We start from the raw sequence: 20,262 nt of genomic DNA, 5'->3' as shown, positions 1-20,262 counted from the left end.
ATGCTGAATATTTCTATCATAAAACAATTCATGGCAGTATCCCTGCTGCTGGCGCTTGTAACAGGTTGCCGGAAAGATAATCTCATCCCGCCCATTGACCGTACTACCACGCCACGTATGATGGGCGCATTTATTGAGAATAACTATGACCTCAGCATCTTAACGGCTGCGCTGAAAAAAACAGGTTTGCTGGACACGCTGAACCAGGCCGGCCCTTTTACTTTTTTTGCGCCGGATAACGCCGCATTCAATAGAATGGGTATTGCAGGTGTGGAAGATGTCGCTAAAATGGATGCGGATAGTCTGCGGTTTATGCTCCGTTATCATATTATCCGTAACCGCTACTTTACTACCACCTTCCCGCAGCAAATGGATAATAAATACATCAACCTTTCCGCGGAAGAGTTATATGTGTCTACACTGAAAAGTACCACTTTATCGCCGGACCAGGATATGTTTGTAAATGGTGCACTGATCCTGAAAGAGAGCAGGCGAAATATTGCGCTGGCCAATGGTGTACTGCATATCCTTGCCAAACCCCTGAAGTTCACGAAAGGGACGGTACAGGACGATATTGCCGCAGATACCAGCTTAACCCTGTTTGCTGCAGCTATGAAACAATTCAATTTGTGGGACGGCCTCAAAACAAATAAACCACTAACGGTTTTTGCTCCGGCCAACAGCGCTTTCCTCAAATACGGGCTTACCCGGGAAAAGATTGCCACTATGAAACCGGAAAGTTACAAAGATATCACCTTCGCCATTTACGCTATTGAAATGAGACCGATGCATATCTTTTCTACCGATGGTTACCTGTTGTCAGGTACTTCTATCCTGGGCGAAAGTTCCATCAAAGCGGGCGGTTATGGCATCGCCCCGGGGTATTCGTATAATGCTTACAACAATACGGAAAACGCTTATATAACAATTACAAAAAAGAAAGCAGGCGACTGGTATCCGAATGAAGAAGGCCCCTCTCAGCTAAACTACCTGGATGATCTTGCAAATGCAGATTATAAATGCAGCAATGGCATTGTACACGTGGTGAATGACCTTTTCCTGAACCCGGATTTAATGAAGCAGTAAAAATGAATCAAATGACATCAAAAATACCCTTGCTCTTATTATTCCTCTTGGCTTTTGCTGCCTGTCGCAAACAGGATATTGAACCGGAACCGGTAGGGGAGCCCGTACCGCACGAGTCAGGACCCGACAAAACATGGCAACAACAACTGACCGCATCTTCGTATACCCGTTTCCGTGAAGCATGGCAACGCTCCGGTATGGACCAGAAAGTAAAACAGGATGGCGCCGGCTTCCATACCCTGATCGTGCCTACCGACAAAGCCTTTGATGAAGCCGGATGGACACCGGAGAAAATAAAAACAGCAGAGTCGGAGGTACTGGATGAGCTGTTATCTTACTACATTATGCCTGCACGCCTGCTGCCGGAAAATATTGCCGCCGTTAAAGGCAGCGCACCGGCGGTAACATTATCATCCCGTTCGCTTGACCGGGAAAACTGGTACCAGGATTATGTGGATTTCCAGTTCCTGGCAAAATCCGGTGATAACCTGCTGGTAAATGGCATCGCCCTCGGTAAATGGGGACAGCAACTCGAAGGTACCAACGGCGTAATTTATTCCATTGATCACCTGATCAGCAAACCACAGCAAACGATGTGGGAATACCTGCAAAGCCAGCCCCGGTTCAGCTTATACGTAGATGCCCTGTTGATCTGCGATAGCCTGTACCAGAGCGCTTATATCCCCCAGCCACTGTCATTGCTGAAATCAGCATCTTCGTTCGCACAGTTTACCCTGTTTGCCCCGAACAACGATGCATTTATCAAAAACGGTTTTCACAATGCAGAGGATATCCTGCAATACTGCCTCCGCTCCTGGCCACTGCCACCTCCTGACTATGATGAAAATATGTACTACCAGCAGCCGGTTATTTCCATCGACTCTATACTGATGGCATGCGGACCCGAAGTAGCTAACGCCTCCCAGCTAACTGGAACCGAAGCCCGTGTAGGCCCTGTTTTCTTTAGCAACGATTTAGTTTGGAATGCTACGGCTCTCAGTGGCCTCGAGCTATATGCCGGTCAGCCTTACAACAGTCCGCCGGTAGGCATCAGCTTATCATTTATTGATAACAATGGTCAGCCCGGCATCAGGAGAATAAACACCAACTATCCTTATATCGGTTTAAAGAGCGCGAACATAAGAGTGATCAATGGGGTCGTTCATGAAATAGGAGATCTCTTTAAAAGATAATTTTTAAAAGCAGCCAAATGAAAAAATTCACTTATACAGGTTTATTGATACTGTTGCTGTCGGCCTGTACAAAGGATAAAGATAATATTGCAGGAGCAGACGAAATCAACCGCCTGACCTATATCATCGATGACAATAAATTTAATTTTTCTTCCTTCAGTACAGCACTTGGCAGAACCGGCTATCGTAACATGCTGGCGCAGGAAGGACCCTATACCGTGATGGTGCCCGATAACAACGCGTTTGTAAAAGCGGGGTATGTTGCCAATCAACAGGTGCTTACAGAAAGTGCGGTTGTACTCAATAGCCTGGTGTCCTATCATATCGTGAACGGCACCTGGGAACTGAATAAACTTCCTTACCAGTTTAACCAGGAAATAGCTGCCGTTACCGGCGCCAAAATGTTTGTGACGCACTGGATTAAAGGTGCAGACACCGTATTAACGATCAATGGTAGCCCCATCCTGGCGTATAATCTGCCCGCCAGCAACGGTATGATCCAGGTGCTCAACACAGTGCTGCAACCCCTGGTACACCAAACCCTTTCGGATGCGATTGCATCAGATACCAGTCTTACTTTTTTAAACGTAGCACTGCAGCAGGCCGGTATGAAATCGCTGGTAGCCGGTGCTGCTACCTATACCTTTTTTGCACCCTCCAATGCAGCATTCCGCAAAGCAGGCTTTCCTTCTGTAGATAGCATCAATAGAACAGATGCCGCGCTGCTGCAGGAGCTGTTGCGCTACCACCTGTTTACCGGCCGGAAGTTTATCTACGATTACATCCTTACCACCGGCGCTACTGATCAAACCGAACAGGCCATGCTGAATGGGAATAACGTAGGCATCACCCTGAAAAAAACAGGCGTGAAATACACCGGCATCACCGTGAAAGGAGTTGGTAACCAGGTAGCCGCCAATGTAACAAAGGAAAATCTCATGGCCGGCAACGGCGTGCTGCATATCATAGACCAGGTACTAAAAGAAAATCAGTAATTGTGATGAATAAAATTTTATACATAGCCTATTTTTTTGTGCTCCTGCTCTGTATCCGTTTCCCGGCACAGGCGCAGGAAACAAATGGTACTCTCAGCGGAAAGATCACCGGCGATAAAAACGAACCGCTCATTGGCGTAACGGTGGTAGCCGTACACGAACCTTCCGGTACCAGGTATGGCGTAGCTACCGGTACAGATGGCCGATATTATTTGCCAGGTCTCCGCATTGGCGGCCCTTACTCCGTTGCTGTAACCATGATGGGGATGCAGCCGCAAAAGCGGGAGCAACTGAACGTCCGCCTCGGTGAACCCATGCAGCTGAACTTTAACCTCGCCGTTGCCGGGAAGGAATTGTCGGCCGTGACGGTAAAAGGCACCAGGAAAGGCGCATCGGCCAATACTTTTGGCGCAGGACAAAATATCAGTCGTACCCAGCTGGCCAATATGCCTACTGTTTCACGCAGTTTGCAGGACATGACGAAAATGGTGCCGCAAAGCTCCCGCGACAACTCTTTTGCCGGTACCAACTTCCGCTATAATAACGTAACCATCGATGGCGCCATTAACAACGACGCTATCGGTTTTAGTCCTTCTGCAGGCGGTATTACCGGCACTTCCGGTATGCCCGGTTCCAGTACCCGTACTAACGCCGTATCGCTCGATGCCATCGAAGATATGCAGGTATACCTTGCCCCCTTCGATGTGAAGATCGGTAATTTTACCGGCGGCAGCATCAACGCTGTTACCCGCAGTGGTACCAATACTGTAACCGGTTCTGTGTACGGGTTTGGACGCAACGCTGCCCTCACCGGGAAAGGCCCGGCCGGTAAAATGAACAGCGATTTTTATGATTACCAGGCAGGTGTAAGGGTCGGTTTCCCGCTCATCAAAAACAAACTGTTCTTTTTTACAAATGAAGAAATTACTTCCCGGCAAGACCCCGCACAGCTATTGGCAGGACAGCCGGAAACCGCACATATCCTCAGTATAAAAGATGCCGACCAGATCCGGCAGGCAACGCTGGATCGCTACGGTAACAGCTTTGATCCCGGTACCGCCGGCAACTACAGCGCATATTCCCGCTCGCAGAAGTTCTTTAACCGTATCGACTGGAATATCAATGATAAACATCAGCTGTCCGTCCGCAATAACACCATCACATCCAAAGCCATGAACATGGATCGCGATCAGCAGGACTTTCGTTTCAGCAGCATGGCATACCAGCAGGTAAATAACCAAAGCTCCACGGTGATGGAACTGAAGTCGCGCTTTAACAACAGCTGGTCTAACAGCTTTATCGCCGGCTACAGCATGGTGCATGATAAACGCAATCCCGATTCAGATCCTGCATTGCCGCAGGTACAAATCGCAGGTCGTACACCCGGTACCACCATTTACCTGGGCACCGACCGCGAAGCCAGCATCTTTGATATGAAACAACGCACCATTGAAATTTCGGATAACCTCACCTGGCGCAAAGGAAAACATACCATCTTACTGGGAACCCACAACGAATTGTACCGTATCAACTATGGTTTCGTAAACAGCTGGAATGGCCGCGTAGATTACCTGGGTATCGACGATTATCTTAACAACAACCCCTACCGCGTAAGAGGGAGTTATAACTATACCAACAATAGCCGCGACTATATCCTGCAAAATCCGGAAGCAAAGTTTAGTGTAAACATGCACAGCTTATACCTCCAGGATGAAATACAGGTAACGGATAAACTAAAACTCATCCCGGGCCTGCGGGCCGACTATACCTGGCTGCCGGAAAAGCCTGCGCTGAGCGATAAAACACAGAACGCCTGGACCGATGGTTTCTTTGGTAACACTTATACCTATACGCCGCTTAACCGGATCAATAACGGTTGTCTTGGGAAGGTGCAGGTGTCGCCACGACTGGGCTTTCGCTTCGATTGGAAAGGCGATCAACGCCTGATCCTGCGCGGAGGTACCGGCCTGTTTACCGGTCGCATTCCTTTCGCCTGGATAGCTTACGCTTATTATAATAACGGCGTCAATTACGGCTCCTTTGATCAGAAAGCAGATACTAAGGCATTTGCTCCCGGCAGCGATCCTTTACGTCCCAACCCCAACGGTATCGCACAATTTATTGAGCAGAACGGCGCCCTGATGAATAACCGTAATGCGGGTAAAACACAGGTAGATGTGATCGACAACAACTTTGTAATGCCGCAGGTATGGCGCAGCAGCCTGGGAATGGATTATGTGAGCCCTGCCGGGTTTAAGTATACCGTGGAAGCCATGTTCACCAAAACGATCAAAGATGTATTATTCCAGCAGGTAAATATTAAAGACGATCCGAAATATTATGGCTATGATAAAGACCGGCAGCAACCTATTTACAGCGGTACGGTAGATCCGCATTTTTCCAACGCCTACCTGCTGAGTAATACCAGCGAAGGGTATCGTTACAGTATTACCGGTAGCGTAAACCGCAGCTTTGCATCCGGTATTCAGGGTTCCGTGGCTTATACCTATGGTGGTTCCAAAGATATCTCCAATGGTATCCGTAATTCTATGGAAAGTAACTGGCAACTGAACCAGGCGCTGAATCCCAATAAACCAGGGTTGGCATGGTCTAATTTTGATGTGCGTCACCGTATAGTCGCTAACGTTACTTATAACAAAGAATGGAACAACAGCTGGGTAAGTACGCTTACATTGTTTGCCACTGCGCAGTCGGGCAGTCCTTTTACCTATGGTATTGTAAACAACAGTATACAGGGCTTACCGCAACAGGTAAGTTTATTGTACATTCCTACAACAGCAGAAGCAGTAAATTATTTCCGGCAGAAAGAGGGCTCCGCTGAAGAACAGGCAGCCGCTTTCAATGCGTACATCGATGGTGATAAATACCTCCGTTCCCGCCGCGGGCAGTTCACCGAGCGGAATGCTGGCCGTACCCCCTGGAATATACAGGCAGATCTTCACTTTGCACAGGAGTATCATTTTGGAGGCAAACAGTTTATCACCTTCTCGGTGGATATTGTAAACCTCACCAACCTGGTAAACAGCAACTGGGGTAAAGTTTACTTCTCCCCCAATACCTTTAACTCTACCGCCAGTACCGGTTTAACGCCGGTATTTCCGGCGGTACAGAACCCGGGCGCTTATCCTGTTTATACATTTCAAAATCCGGGCAAGCCGTATTCGGTCGATTTCTTTAACTCCAGGGCACAGGTGCAGCTGGGGATGAGGTATTCTTTTTAAATCTTGTTAATACATCCGTAATGAAAAAATATTTACCCCTGCTGGCAGCTTTCTTTATACTGGCAGCCGCCTGCAGGAAAGACAAACACAACGACGCTGATGCGGCTGTGAATGTAAAAACATTCTGGCCCAACAGCGGTAATGCAGGAACGATAGTAACGCTCCAGGGGCAAGGGTTGGGAAAAAATGTGACAGTGACCTTTAACGGCACGGAAGGAAGAGTAGTGGATGCACGTGACTCTGTATTAATTGTACTGGCGCCGGAGCAGGGGAGTACCGGACCTCTTACCGTAAAGGCAGGAGCGCGTAAAGTAGACCTGGGTACCTACACTTACCAGGCATTAAGTTTACACGGTGTGAGTCCGGCTAACGGCCCCGCAGGTACGAATATCCGGATCAGTGGCGCGGGTTTCAGCAGCCTGGATGGACCTGCTGTGGTTACTGTAAATGGGAAAGCGGCAGTGATCACCGGTGCCTCCGATACCCTGCTGGTAGCAGCAGTACCGGAAGCTGCGGGCACCGGCAAAATTACGGTGAAGGTGAATGAAAAGGAGGTAACCGGACCCGACTTTACATTCCAGGTGATCAGCGTTATAAAGCCTTTAAAAGGAGGCGCAGGCACACAGGTGGCTATCAGCGGGGAGGGTTTCAATACAGTGGCTGCAGGTAACAGCGTTACCTTTAACGGAAAGCCGGCAACTGTGCTTAGCGCTGCTGCTAACAAGTTACTGGTAACAGCGCCGGAAGGCGTGGCCACCGGACCGGTAGCAGTAAGCATCAACGGGCAAAAAACAATTGGTAACGTATTTACCGTAATCCCCAAACCGGTCATCAGTACCCTGGCGCCACTGAGTGCGCCGGCAGGCGCCGAGGTAAATATTGCCGGCGATTATTTCAGCACACTCACCGATGAAGTAAGCGTTACCTTCAACGGTAAACCAGCTACCGTAAGCATTACGGCCGATAAACAAATGACGGTAAAAGTACCGGCAGGAGCAGGAACCGGGAAAATGCTGGTGACCGTAAATGGTCAGCAAACCGACGGGCCATTGTTTAAAGAACAATCACTGGGGGTAAGCCGGTTATTGCCCGATAACGGTTTAGCAGGTACGGCCATCATCATCAAAGGGATGGGCTTTAGTGCCAATGCGGGCGATAACATCGTCACCTTTAACGGTATTGCCGTTCCGGTTACGGCGGCTACAGATACTACGCTGCAGGTAACAGCACCCATAGGCGTAACTACGGGCGCCTTGAAAGTAAAAGTAGGTACCCTCGATGCCACCGGACCCGTGTTTAAAAGAGCCGGTGTAATGACGATAGCCGGCGGTCCTGATGCCGGCGATTTTAGCAATCCGTCTGGAGTGGCGGTAGATACGAAAGGCAACATGTTTGTTACAGATATGAATGTGGTAAAGAAAGTAACACCAGGTGGTACAGTGACCCTGTTTGCCGGTAAGGCAGATGGCTCCGCCGGTAATGCAAATGGCGCCGGTACAGATGCTGCGTTCAGCTATGTAACAGGGCTTACCATCGATGCGCAGGACAACCTGTACGTGGTGGACCTGTTTAACAAAATGATCCGTAAGGTTACACCGGCGGGCGTGGTAACTACCTACGCCAGACTGGCCTTTGCACCATATGGCATAGGTATAGATAAGCAGGGAAACATATTCGTGGGCGCGCAATATGGTGGTGTGATGAAGGTAGATGCGGCAGGTAATGCTTCCTCCATCGGAAACGGCTATGATACGCCCGGTAATAATATTGCGATAGATAATGCAGGCAGCGTGTTTTATACCATAGAAGGGGATTATCCGTCTGTGATAAAAACGGTGGATCGCGCGAGGTTGGTGTATGCCGGCGGGCAGTGGGGATATAACGACGGATCATTGCGCAGCGCCGGCTTTGCCGGTATGACGGGTATTGTGTACGATGCGGCTATAAACGGGTTTTATGTGGCAGACAACCATGCTATCCGTATCATCAAAGACGACCAGGTAATAAGAATAACCGGCTGGAAAGGCGGTGCTGCACCGGTGGCGGCCTATACAGATGGCACCTTGCAACAAGCTGCGTTTTCTATGATCAATGGTATATTCCTCGACGCAGAAGGGAACCTGTATGTGGTGGAGCGCGGAAATAAATCGGTCAGGAAGATTTTCTTTAAGTAAAGTTGGTAATTGGGTAAAAAAAATCCCGGCTACATCTGCAGCCGGGATTCTTTTTTATGGAAAACAAAGCGTGGTTAGTAACCTTCGTTTTGTTTCATGTTTGGATTACGTTCCACTTCTGCGAAAGGCAGCGGGAAAATAGTATAGTTGCCATTCCATTTTTGCAGCACCACATTGCCATGAGCGGGGATGTCGCGTTTTGTTCGCTGGAAGTCCGTTACGCCATGTCCTTCGAAAGCCAGTTCAATACGGCGTTCTGTGAGGATGTTGGTAATCAGTTCCGCTTGCGTAGCCGGTGCCAAAACGCTGGCTTTTGCCCTGGCCCTGATATCATTCAACAGTTTAACGGCAGCTGCATCAGGCGCACCGGTATTCAATCTTGCCAGTGCTTCTGCTTTGATCAGCATTACTTCTGCCAAACGGATTACAGGAACCCAGGCATCGAAAGTGCTGGTACCAAAGAACTTTTTGGTATAGAAAGCAATGGTATCGCCGTTGTCTTTGTTGATGTTGTAGCTGAACAGCGGTTTACCTCTCAGATCGGTCTGGTAATCAAAGTTCGGCAGGGTGCGGTATAACTTACTGATAGAAACGTCGGCACGGCCATTAGAACCATAGTGTTGACCCAGCGCATTGTTGGTGTTTGGGTTATCGCCGGAGTTCATGGCTACCGAGAAAATCCGCTCTTTGGAGGTCTGGTAGTTACCAGCAGAAAAAGCGGCAGCAGGAGTGGCATCCAGTTCATATTTGTTGCTGGATAGTAATACGCTGTCAGCGAAGTCCCTGGCCTTGGCCCAGTTGCCCTGGTAAAGGTAGATGCGGGACAACAGTGCATGTGCAGCGCCTTTGGTAGCCCTGGCATGGTCTGCAAAGGCATCACCGGTTTTAACCGGAAGTACCGCTGCTGCTTCGGTAAGGTCCTTGATCATCTGATCATAGATTTCCTGTACGGTATTACGTTTTACTTTGTTTTTTGGATCTGTAGCTTCCGCGCCGTCTCTGGGTGCAGTAAGGATTAACGGCACACCTGATTCTGCCGCAGTAGGCTGGTCGGCATATGTTTGTGCGAAGGTATTCACCAGGTAAAAATAGGACAGTGCGCGTATAAACTTCGCTTCTGCATAATAACCTGCCGCTACTGTTGGCCCTACCACCGCTTCATTTTCTTTCAGGTTGATGGAAAAGAAATTGGTTTCGTTGATAGTTCTGTAACCACCGGACCAGCAGTTGAATGCAAAGTTGTTGATGGACTGCATATCAAAAGTACCGATATTGGTAAAATAGCCGGCGATGTTGGCATCCAGCCCACGCTGGTCGGCATACAGCAGTACACGGCCACCCAGGAATTCCGGATTTTGTAATGCATCATACATACCAACGGCAGCTTTACCGATCCTCTCCGGGTTGCTGAACGCATCCTTGGGATCCAGCTTGGCATATGGTTGCTGTTCATTTACTTTAGAGCAGGAAAACATCACCGCAGACGCCAGCGCTACCGCACCAATAGCCAGGCGGCTATTCAGTCTTGTTGTGAAGTTTGATTTATTTTTAAAGTTCATAATTCTCTTTTTTAAAATAACTGACAATTAGAATCCAACATTTAAACCAAGCATAAATACTCTTGGGATAGGTACGCCCCTGTTATCCACACCGTAGTTGATATTACTTTCACGGTTGGTGTTAATTTCCGGATCTGCGCCTTTATATTTTGTAATCATGAAGGCATTCTGTACCAGGCCGTATACGCGTAGGCTGTTTAAACCCAGGTATTGTTTGATACGGGGGAAGGTATAGCCAACGCTGATTTCACGCGCTCTGAGGAAATCGCCTTTTTCCAGCCACCTGGTAGATGCCTGTGTGATAGTAGCATCGGCCAGGAACAGTTTAGGTACATCGGTATTTTTATTTTCCGGTGTCCACCTGTTTTTAATTTCTTCCAGGTTATTAGCAAAGAAAGAAGTCATTAATGCTGCCCTGGTAGCGTTGTATACATAGTTGCCACCGCTGTATTGCAGGAAGATGCTGAGGTCAATACCTTTATAAGTAAAGGTGTTGTTTAATCCACCAAAAAAGGTAGGGTAACCCGATTTATCCTGGTATTGTGCATCGCTGGATGTAATCGGCGCCTTTTTGTTTTTACCATCAGGGGTAGTCCATTTGTCTACAACACCAGGTGTTGGGTTATACATTACCAGCTCGTGGTTCTTGTTGTAGTACATCGGGAAACCTGTTTCAGGATTCACGCCACCCCATTCAATCAGGCGGAATACACCTAATGTTCTGCCTATGCTGGCGCGGTTGTTATCCTTTATCAGGTCAGATCCGTCGGCGGTAGCGGTTACCCTGTTTTTAATAAAGGTAACGTTCAGGCTGGAAGTCCAGCTGAAGTCTTTGGTTTCGATGTTGCGGGTGTTTACCGTTAATTCCACACCTCTGTTCCACATGGCGCCGATGTTGGTAGTCAGTATGGAACCGGGGATACCGGTAGGATCCCATGGAATACCTGCAGTAGCCAGTACCGGTGCATCCAGGATCAGGTTATTGATATTACTGTTGAAATAATCGGCGGTAACAGTGATCCTGTTTTTTAACAAGGCCACGTCGATACCGATATCCAGTTTTTTGGAAGTTTCCCATTTCAGGTTAGGGTCACCGATCTGGAATTGGGAAAAACCGTTGATATCTGCGTAGCTACCACCACCATACAGGGTTCTGTAGGCATAGGCTTTGATGTTGGAGTTACCTACTACGCCGTAGCTGGCACGGATTTTCATATCGTTGATAACAGAGATATGGTCTTTAAAGAAATTTTCTTCAGAGATTCTCCATCCAACGGAAGCGCCGGGGAAATAACCGCGACGGTTGTTCGGACCAAAATCTGAGTAAGCATCTGCTCTCAGTGTTGCATCGAAATAGTATTTGGAACCGTAGTTGTAGCCAATTTTACCAAAGTAAGAATCAAATGCATTGGCAATATTGTTACCGCCGGTATAACTGTTTTCTACGCCGGCATATAAACCATCATAGATTTCTTTGAAGTAAGAATCTGCCAGGTTACCTTGCCCGGTGTACAGTTTTTTCTCCTGTGCAAACTGGGATTCAATACCCATCATGGCATTGATGAAATGAACGTTGTTAAAGCTTTTCGTATAGGTGGCATAGTTAGACCAGTTCCATTGGTTTTTCCTGAGCAGGTTTTCCTGCACAAGACCATTCAAACCAATACCGTTACCAGCCTGTTTAGGGCCGCTGTATTGATCTTCGTAGTTCTGGATGAAGTCCACACTAAAACGGGAAGTTACTTTTAAACCCGGAATAGGTTCTACTTCTACATAGGCAGAAGATAAAACGCGGGTGGAAGTGTTATCATTTCTGCCCAATAGCACACTGGAAAGTGGGTTGAAGAAACGGTTGAACCGGTTGCTGGTAGTGATGGTATTGTTACCATCACCCAGGTCACCATTGTTGGGCTTAATATACAGCTCGCCATTCTTATCATAGGCCGGCACGTTTGGCATGGCGGAGTAGGAAGAAGAAGTAGCACCTGCCAGGTAACGATCAGATAATACGCCGTTGTTCATTGTTTTGGATGCGTAGAGGGAGAGACCTGATTTCAACCATTTTTTAGGCGTTACATCCAGGTTCATACGCATACCGCCTCTGCGTAAACGGTTAGTGAGTACCACCCCTTTCTGATCAGCATATTCACCGGAAGCATAAAATTTTGCTTTGTCGGTTCCGCCGGAAAGTGACAACTGATGACTTTGGATGATACCTGTCTGGAAGGTTTCTTTCAGCCAATCTGTTCTGTCTGGTTTACCATCTCCGTTTACATCAATGTCTTTAGCAATGATAACAGGTGTTTGTCCTGCTGGTGTAGAGTTGGCTGATTTTTCATTCTGGATGATATTGAAATCATCACCGTTCAGCAGTTTGGGCAAACGGGCGGCTTTGCTCCAACCAACATAGCCGTTGTAGTTAACGCTGATGGCGCCGGTTTTACCTCTTTTGGTAGTAATAACGATTACACCCGCAGAAGCCCTGGATCCGTATAACGCAGTGGCAGCCGCATCTTTCAGTACATCCACACTTTCAATATCGTTCGGGTTGATATCTGCCAGTGGGTTGTAACGGGTACCATTACCGCTGTTGAATACGTTGAGGTTAACGTTGGTGTTCATCGGAATACCATCCAGGATAATCAGAGGTTGGTTACTGTTACTGATAGAGTTTACACCCCTGATACGGATGTTTACACCATCGCCCAGTACGCCGGAGTTAGTGCTGATATTCACCCCTGCGGCCCTGCCGGTTAATGCCTGGTCAAAGCTGGTAGCCGGGCGGTTGTTAATAACTGCGCCGGATACTGCGGTTACGGAAGAGGTAACATCTTTTCTCTTTAACTCACCATAACCGGTAACCAATACTTCATTCAATACTTTATTACTGGTTACCATTGCAACATTGATAAACTGACGGGTACCAATTTTTTCTTCCCTGGTTTCATAACCTACAAAAGAAAAGACCAGTGAAGTAGCGTTATCAGCCTGGATGGAAAATGTTCCGTCAGCACCGGATACAGCTCCTACTTTAGAACCTTTAATACTTACGGATACACCAGGAATCGCTGTGCCGTCCTGGGTGTCAGTAACTTTACCCTTAATCGTTCGGGTTTGGGCAAAAGCATGCACCATACCGATGGCTAGCAATAGCCATAGCAGTAAACCTTTTTTCATACGGTTTAAATTGTGTTTAGATATAAAGAAAAAATAATGATACAACGTATACGCCTACACGCTTTTAACTATAGCTATGTATAAATGATCTGATCCAGGCAGGCATACACGTGGGTCTCTGTCATATTTTTAATTTGGTTTTGGCATGAAAGTATCAGCTGATCATTTTTATGATCAGTGTACAAATGGCTTATGGCATGAAAAAACTTTACCCGCAAAAGCGGATAGCATGGATTCCAGTGGTTCCGTTGAAAGCTGGCTACAATACAAGCATAGTATTTCCGTGCCGGAAATAAACCGGGTATTTTTGTTGTTCCTTTTTGCGGAAAATTTGATTATAAAACGCGCATGGTAGCGGGTCTATAACAATAGTCCTTCTGGTTTACATGTTATTGGATTCTGTGGATTAAGTAAATTCTCAAAGCAAAAAAAAACGTGAAAACTAAATGTTTTCAAAAGCAAAAACTACATTTTCAAAAGCAAAAACTACAGTAAAATTTCTCTGTTGCAGGACTCATGTTTATTACCGGTTGTAATCAGTTAACAAATCATGAAATTTTAGTCAACGCCATAAAAATAGGGCGTTTTTTGCAGAAAAACAATATTAAACTTTCTCTTTTATTTAACAACATAGTTACTCACCTCTAACAAATTCCCATCAGGGTCGCGAAAATAAACAGAACGTATTTTGCCTGTGGTGCCCGTCCGTTCTACGATCCCGCCTTCAGGTATTGTTATATGTTTATCTAGCAGTTCGGTTAACACTTCTTCCACTGGTGTATCTGCAATAAAGCAAAGATCAGCCGATCCCATCGTAGGTGCGTTGGCTTTAGGATCTATTTCATGCCCCTTTTCATGCAGATTTATTTTCTGATGTCCGAATCGCAGCGCTTTACGCTGGTCGCCAAAGGCGATTACTTCCATACCCAGCACCGTTTCATAAAACTGGCAGGTGGCTGCAATATTTTTTACAGTGAGCACCAGGTGATCGAGGCGGTTAATTATCATGTGAAAGATTTTATCGTTATCTTTAAGATTGTCAGTACACAGTGAACAAACTGAAATTAAAATGAATGTAATGAAACATTCCCTGTTGCTAATGGCGTTCTTCGCCGGCATAACGACGGCCACACAATGCCAGTCAAAAAAATCACCCAATATTATTTTTTTCCTGGTAGATGATATGGGCTGGCAGGATACCTCTGTGCCCTTCTGGGACAGTATTACACCTGCCAACCGGAAATTCCGCACACCCAATATGGAGCGCCTCTGTAAAGCCGGTACCAAATTTACCAACGCTTATGCCAACTCCGTTTGCACACCCTCCAGGGTCAGCTTTCTTACCGGCATGAATGTAACCCGGCATCGGGTGAGCAACTGGACCTCCATGAAAAATAAAGCGGTAGATGGAAATGATAGCCTGCTCACTATCCCCGACTGGAACGTAAACGGTATTTCGCCCATCCCCGGACAGGAGAAAAGCGTATATGCTACCCCGTTACCTCAGCTGTTAAAGGAAAATGGCTATTATACTATTCAATGTGGAAAAGCGCATTTCGGCGCCTATCAAACTATCGGCGCCGATCCGCTTGCACTGGGCTTTGTAAAGAATGTAGCAGGCAGCGCTGCCGGTCATCCGGCATCCTACCTGGGAGAGGAAGATTTTGGCCGTGTACCCGGTAAGTTTATCCTGCAGGCAGAAATGCCGGGACTTGAAAAATACCGCGGTCATCATAATTTCCTGACAGACGATCTTACCAAAGAAGCCATGCTGGCTATGGATACGGCCCAGTTAAAGCAGCAGCCTTTCTTCCTGTATATGGCGCATTACGCGGTACATCTGCCTTATAAGGCAGACGACCGCTTCGTACAACGCTACCTCGATATGGGACTGCCTGCACCGGAAGCGGCCTATGCCGCCCTGGTAGAAGGTATGGATAAGAGTCTCGGGGAACTGATGGATTACCTCGATCAGCATCATCTCACCGATAATACTATTATTGTGTTTATGTCTGATAACGGGGGCTTTTCCCATGCACCCAGGCAAGGCGCTGATAATTCCCAGAATTTCCCGTTGCGCGGCGGTAAAGGGTCGCTGTATGAAGGTGGTGTAAGGGAACCGATGATTGTGCGCTGGAATGGGGTGACAAAGCCCGGTTCGGTTAATCCGCAGTACATGATCATCGAAGACTTTTATCCTACCATCCTGGAATGGGCCGGTATAAAAAAATACAAGACCGTGCAAAAGCTGGATGGACGAAGCATTATACCTTACCTTAAACAACCGGAGCTGCGGGATAACCAGCGGGCGCTGATCTGGAATTTCCCTAACGACTGGACCGGCGGAAAACTAGGTACTGATAATTCCTGGCTTACCAGCATCCGTCAGGGCAAATGGAAACTGATCTATTTTGAAAAGCAACGACGCCTGGAACTTTATGACCTGGAAGCTGATATTCATGAAGCCAATGATGTATCGGGCCGCTATCCCGATAAAACAAAGGAGCTGGCCAGACTGCTCACACAGCAACTAAAACAAAAAGGCGGACAGCTGCCGGTGTACAAGGCTACGGGGAAGGCGGTACCGTACCCCGGCTTTTAGCCATTAGCTGTTAGTTAAATGCAGCGGAATTTTTTCTTGCCCAGGATTAACGGTGATTATGATGATTTACAGGATTTTATTTTTATAGATTTTATTTTTGATTTAAAAAGATTAGCGAAGACAAAAGCGGATACTCGCTTCTGTCTTCGCTAATCTTTTTAAATCATTAAAGGAAAAATCCTGTAAATCATCATAATCACCGTTAATCCTGGGCAAGAAAAAATATTTGAAGAAGGGAGCGGCACAGTGGATGCTGTGGCATTTCAGGACGGTCATATAGATTACAGCGAGTTGGAGGATTTTTTCAGGGTCAATAAAATGATGGCTGATCGTTCAGGGCTTCAATGCCGGGCCGATGCAGAGAGCTTTGACCGCGATTTGCCGATTAAATTTCTGCCGGTCAAAGTTGAAAGCTCCGGCTTAAGCTGGAAACCGCCAGGAGTGCAGGCTACGACAAAGCCGGCATTTAATGAGCCCGCAATGTCCTGCCTGCAGGACATCTATACAATCGTTATACGGAAGATATGGCTACGTTCTGAGGGGAACGGCTGTAATGCAAGGGTGTACCGGGTTGCCGGGTACGCCCTTTTTGTTACAGGGACTGAAATCGATTGATGGCCGGAGAACACCGGGCAGCCATGCTTTTTGGAAGATTTTGCCCCTATTAGGGGAGCAGCAGGGCTTTCATGGCAGGTATTTTTGCTTTATATTGGCGCCCTGATATAGCCTTTACTCTCATGATGAAACATTATTTCCGGCCGTTGTTCGTGTTTGCCGGCACACTGTTTTCACTGTCGGTGGTTGCGCAGCAACGCTTCCGGGTTAGCATGGCGCCCAATACCTTTGCGGATGCCACAACGAGCGTGCAACAGGCCATAGCAGCCTGTAAAGATCAACCCGGCGCTATCCTTGAATTTCAACCAGGCCGTTACGACTTTTATCCCGACAGTGCCGTAAAGAAGGAATATTTTATTTCCAATACCTCCAACGAAAAGGAAGCTCCCAGCAAGATAAAGACGATAGGGTTGTTTTTTGATCATTTCAAAGGGCTTACCATTGAAGGGAACGGAGCAGAATTTGTATTTCATGGTAAGATGATTACCTGGTTGTTTGACTATTGTGAAGATATTACCCTGCGCAATATCAGCGTTGATTTTGAACGTCCGTCTATGTCGGAAATGACCTTGAAGTCCGTGAGCCCTGGTGCTGTAGTGGCGGCGGTGCATCCGGATTCGCGTTTTGCCATTATCAATCAGCGTTTGGAGTGGTATGGGGAAAAATGGGGCCAGAAAATATTTCACGCCGTGCTGACGGATACGGCGCGGGGCTTGTATACCTACTCTTCGTGGGAGCCTTTTCGAAAAAGTAAAGCCTCACTGATAGCGCCTGGACTGGTGCAGTTCAGTGGCGACTTTTCCGGTTTTCAAGGTGCACCGGGCAACGTGCTTACGGTAAGAGATGGTATCCGCGACCAGGTAGGGGCTTTTATACAGCATTGTAAAAACGTACATCTCGAAAATATTAACATGCGGTATATGCATGGACTGGGTATTGTATCTCAATTTTCTGAGAACCTCCATTACCAGCATATCAATGTAATGCCGGCGGAAAATGGTGGCCGCGTAATGGCTTCTTTTGCAGACGGGATGCACTTCTCCAGCTGCAAAGGAGCTATTGAAATTACCGATGCTCATTTCAAAGGGTTGCATGATGATCCTATCAACGTACATGGAACGCATCTGCAGATCACGGAGAAAATTTCACCCAGGATATTAAAGCTTCGCTTTATGCATCATCAAACCTATGGCTTTGCCGCGTTCTTTGCAGGTGATAGCGTAGGTTTTATACATAGTGCAGCATTGCAGGGCTATGGAAACAGCGTGGTTACAGCGGCCAGGATGATCTCCGAAAGGGAAATGGAAGTAACACTCAGCAATGATATGCCGGCGTCTGTACGTATTGGCGACTGCCTGGAAAACCTTACCTGGGTGCCATCTTTGACAGTACGGAACAGTCGTTTTGAAGCGGTCAACACAAGAGGATTGCTGGTAACTACCCGTAAAAAAGTAGTAATAGAAAATAATACATTTTACAGAACCGGTATGCACGCCATCCTCATTGCAGATGATGCCGGCAGCTGGTATGAGTCCGGTCCGGTACAGGATGTATACATTGCCGGCAACACCTTTGAAGGCTGTGGCTATAATCTTACTCCCGGTAATTTTGTGATTGCCATTGCACCGGAAAACCATGAGCTGGTGAAAGGCTATATGGTACACCGGAATATCAGGATAGAAAATAATGATTTCCGGATCTACGATTACCCGGTACTCACGGCCCGCAGTACGGGAAACCTTGTGTTCGGCAATAACCGTATCAACTGGATGACCGGTTATCTCCCGCCGCAGCAGGCGGTGAGCCCGGCTTTTGTATTGACGGCATGTGAAAGCGTAAAAATTAACCGCAATGATTTTAAAGTGCCTTTTAAACCGGTGGTGTTGCTGAGAAAAATGTCATCAAAGGAGATAAGAACAGATCTTTCTACGAAAATGGAATAACATTTAGATAGCCAATATTTGGTTACATGGCCTTTTTCACTACCCGGAAACCCTGGTTGCTGAAAGAGGCCCGTTTATTTACGCGCCCTATATCGGCAGAATTAAAGAATGAGCAGGAGGCCTTGCTGCACCACCAGGATCCACCCCGCGCATGCGCCAGTGTTGGACTTTCATTCGCCAATACTTTGCCCGAACAAAATTCAAACACATTGCCGTAGATGTCGTACACTCCCCAGGCGTTGGGTTGAAAACTGCCTACCGGCGCAGTATACATATATCCGTCTGAACTGTCGGCCTGCAAATGATCTGCACCATGCCAGATATTGGCATAGCGGTCGATTTGCGTATTTTTTGCACCGAAGAAATAGTCCGTAGTGGCGCCGGCGCGGGAAGCGATTTCCCATTCATCGAGGGTGGGTAGCCGAACACCCGCCCATTCACAATAGGCGAGTGCATCGTTATAGCTGATACACGTAACCGGGTGATCCATTTTCCGCTCAATACCGCCCCTGTCAACACCATTGGGGAAGCGCCAGTAAGCGCTGCTGTCGTTATCCCATTCAAATTCGCGCAGCCCCGGTTCAAACACCAGCGCATCATGTTTTTTTTCTGCATCGGTTACATAACCGGTGGCGGCTACAAACGCTGCAAACTGCCGGTTGGTGGTTTCGCAGGCGGCGATGTAAAAAGAGTCGACGGTTACCTTTCGCAACGGGTTGAGCGTATGTTGCTTTTTACCCACAGGGTATTGTCCTTTGGGCACCAGCACATAACCGCACTTGTCTTGTGCAAAACAGGTATGCGTACATACCAGCAGGAATAATATGCTAACCTTTTTTAGGAAGCCCATTATAAAAAGTGGTAGCCCGTTGAATGATCAGTTCTTCATTGGCCGTATTAAAATTCAGGAAGGCGCGGTAACTGGTTTCTGCGTCGGAAAATAATTTTTTATAGGAAGCAGAAGTCAGGAAAGGCGTGTATTCATTATTTTTCATCAGGATCATTAACAGGGTCAGGATATCTTTGTCTTTGTGATCCCGGTTGTAAGTATTGATCAGCAAAGGAATCATCTCTTTGCCATTTATTTCAACAATCGCTTTTTTATAGTTTACCCCTACGCGGTTGCTTCTGCCGATAGATTCAGTCATCAGCGCTACCATGGTATCACGATGGGCTTTAAAATAATTCATCTGTCGCTCGCTCCAGCTGTATTCACCAAACGGATCGGGCAATTGTGCAAAGATCTTTTTCTCTGACTCCGGCACCGGTGGCATGGCATCACAGTTCTGGCTATACGATTCTGCATGGATCATATGATAGGTGAACTTTTCCCTGAGCGACAAAGAGAGATAGTCTTTCTGAGGTAGGGTGGAGCTTTCATCATCATCCTTTATTTTTTTGATCAGCAGGGATACTTTTTCCAATCCATAGGGCGGTCGGGTTATTTTTTCACGGTATTCCTGGTAAGCGACAGTGGCCTTGCTGGGCTCCTGCCATTTTTCATCTTCCTGGGCCCAACAAACATTACAGGTGGCTACCAACATAAGAGCAGCTGCTATTCTTTTCATGAAAATTGAAATTTCCGGGAAGATAAAGCAGGTGAAAGGAATTGCCAAACATTTCCGGTATGGCCCATATAATGCCCGGGTTCGGCATCTTTACTTTTAACTTTTCCT

Annotated in this window: 13 protein-coding genes; 8 read left to right on the top strand and 5 right to left on the bottom strand. The window is 47.2% G+C overall.

What is annotated here, in order from left to right; translation table 11 throughout:
* The 5 genes from KE626_RS09540 to KE626_RS09520 are packed head-to-tail and all read left to right on the top strand — an operon-like array spanning position 1 to position 8,690.
* Entirely contained in the window at positions 1 to 1,086 is a 1,086-nt protein-coding gene (locus KE626_RS09540) for a fasciclin domain-containing protein (RefSeq protein ID WP_211972638.1), read from the top strand.
* An 11-nt stretch (positions 1,087 to 1,097) separates the two neighbouring features.
* Positions 1,098 to 2,279: a fasciclin domain-containing protein gene (locus KE626_RS09535; protein WP_211972637.1), complete on the top strand. Its 1,182-nt coding sequence runs from the start codon at positions 1,098 to 1,100 to the stop codon at positions 2,277 to 2,279.
* 17 nt (positions 2,280 to 2,296) lie between these two features.
* Positions 2,297 to 3,274 carry a fasciclin domain-containing protein gene (locus KE626_RS09530; protein ID WP_211972636.1) on the top strand — a complete coding sequence of 326 codons (978 nt, stop codon included), beginning with the start codon at positions 2,297 to 2,299 and terminating at the stop codon, positions 3,272 to 3,274.
* Between the two features lie 5 nt (positions 3,275 to 3,279).
* The gene (locus KE626_RS09525; RefSeq protein WP_211972635.1) at positions 3,280 to 6,516 is read left to right on the top strand and encodes a TonB-dependent receptor; all 3,237 of its coding nucleotides are present in this window, start codon (positions 3,280 to 3,282) and stop codon (positions 6,514 to 6,516) included.
* A 20-nt stretch (positions 6,517 to 6,536) separates the two neighbouring features.
* Positions 6,537 to 8,690 (top strand): IPT/TIG domain-containing protein, encoded by a 2,154-nt coding sequence (locus KE626_RS09520; protein WP_211972634.1) that lies wholly within the window; start codon positions 6,537 to 6,539, stop codon positions 8,688 to 8,690.
* A gap of 74 nt (positions 8,691 to 8,764) precedes the next feature.
* Here KE626_RS09520 and KE626_RS09515 read toward each other — a convergent pair whose 3' ends face one another.
* The 3 genes from KE626_RS09515 to KE626_RS09505 form a co-directional block, all read right to left on the bottom strand.
* Positions 8,765 to 10,249 (bottom strand): RagB/SusD family nutrient uptake outer membrane protein, encoded by a 1,485-nt coding sequence (locus KE626_RS09515; protein WP_211972633.1) that lies wholly within the window; start codon positions 10,247 to 10,249, stop codon positions 8,765 to 8,767.
* Between the two features lie 27 nt (positions 10,250 to 10,276).
* Positions 10,277 to 13,426, bottom strand: a complete 3,150-nt coding sequence (locus KE626_RS09510) for a SusC/RagA family TonB-linked outer membrane protein (protein ID WP_211972632.1) — start codon at positions 13,424 to 13,426, stop codon at positions 10,277 to 10,279.
* A 618-nt stretch (positions 13,427 to 14,044) separates the two neighbouring features.
* Entirely contained in the window at positions 14,045 to 14,434 is a 390-nt protein-coding gene (locus tag KE626_RS09505) for a VOC family protein (RefSeq protein WP_211972631.1), read from the bottom strand.
* 70 nt (positions 14,435 to 14,504) lie between these two features.
* On the opposite strand from KE626_RS09505, the gene KE626_RS09500 reads away from it, so the two are divergent.
* The 3 genes from KE626_RS09500 (at position 14,505) to KE626_RS09490 (ending at position 18,586) form a co-directional block, all read left to right on the top strand.
* A complete protein-coding gene (locus KE626_RS09500) occupies positions 14,505 to 16,028 on the top strand; it encodes a sulfatase (protein ID WP_211972630.1) in 1,524 nt (507 codons plus the stop codon).
* A gap of 246 nt (positions 16,029 to 16,274) precedes the next feature.
* Entirely contained in the window at positions 16,275 to 16,643 is a 369-nt protein-coding gene (locus tag KE626_RS35025) for a hypothetical protein (RefSeq protein WP_346344370.1), read from the top strand.
* Positions 16,644 to 16,765: 122 nt separating this feature from the next.
* The gene (locus KE626_RS09490; protein ID WP_211972628.1) at positions 16,766 to 18,586 is read left to right on the top strand and encodes an alpha-1,3-galactosidase-related protein; all 1,821 of its coding nucleotides are present in this window, start codon (positions 16,766 to 16,768) and stop codon (positions 18,584 to 18,586) included.
* A 22-nt stretch (positions 18,587 to 18,608) separates the two neighbouring features.
* Here KE626_RS09490 and KE626_RS09485 read toward each other — a convergent pair whose 3' ends face one another.
* Entirely contained in the window at positions 18,609 to 19,436 is an 828-nt protein-coding gene (locus KE626_RS09485; protein ID WP_211972627.1) for a formylglycine-generating enzyme family protein, read from the bottom strand.
* A complete protein-coding gene (locus KE626_RS09480; protein ID WP_211972626.1) occupies positions 19,414 to 20,154 on the bottom strand; it encodes a hypothetical protein in 741 nt (246 codons plus the stop codon). The genes KE626_RS09485 and KE626_RS09480 overlap by 23 nt, the downstream gene beginning before the upstream one ends.
* Positions 20,155 to 20,262 lie beyond the last annotated feature (108 nt).

It is taken from the genome of Chitinophaga hostae (assembly GCF_018224885.1).
GTDB lineage: Bacteria > Bacteroidota > Bacteroidia > Chitinophagales > Chitinophagaceae > Chitinophaga > Chitinophaga hostae.
Note: the sequence above shows the minus strand (reverse complement) of the source record. Positions and strands in the feature narration are given on the sequence as shown.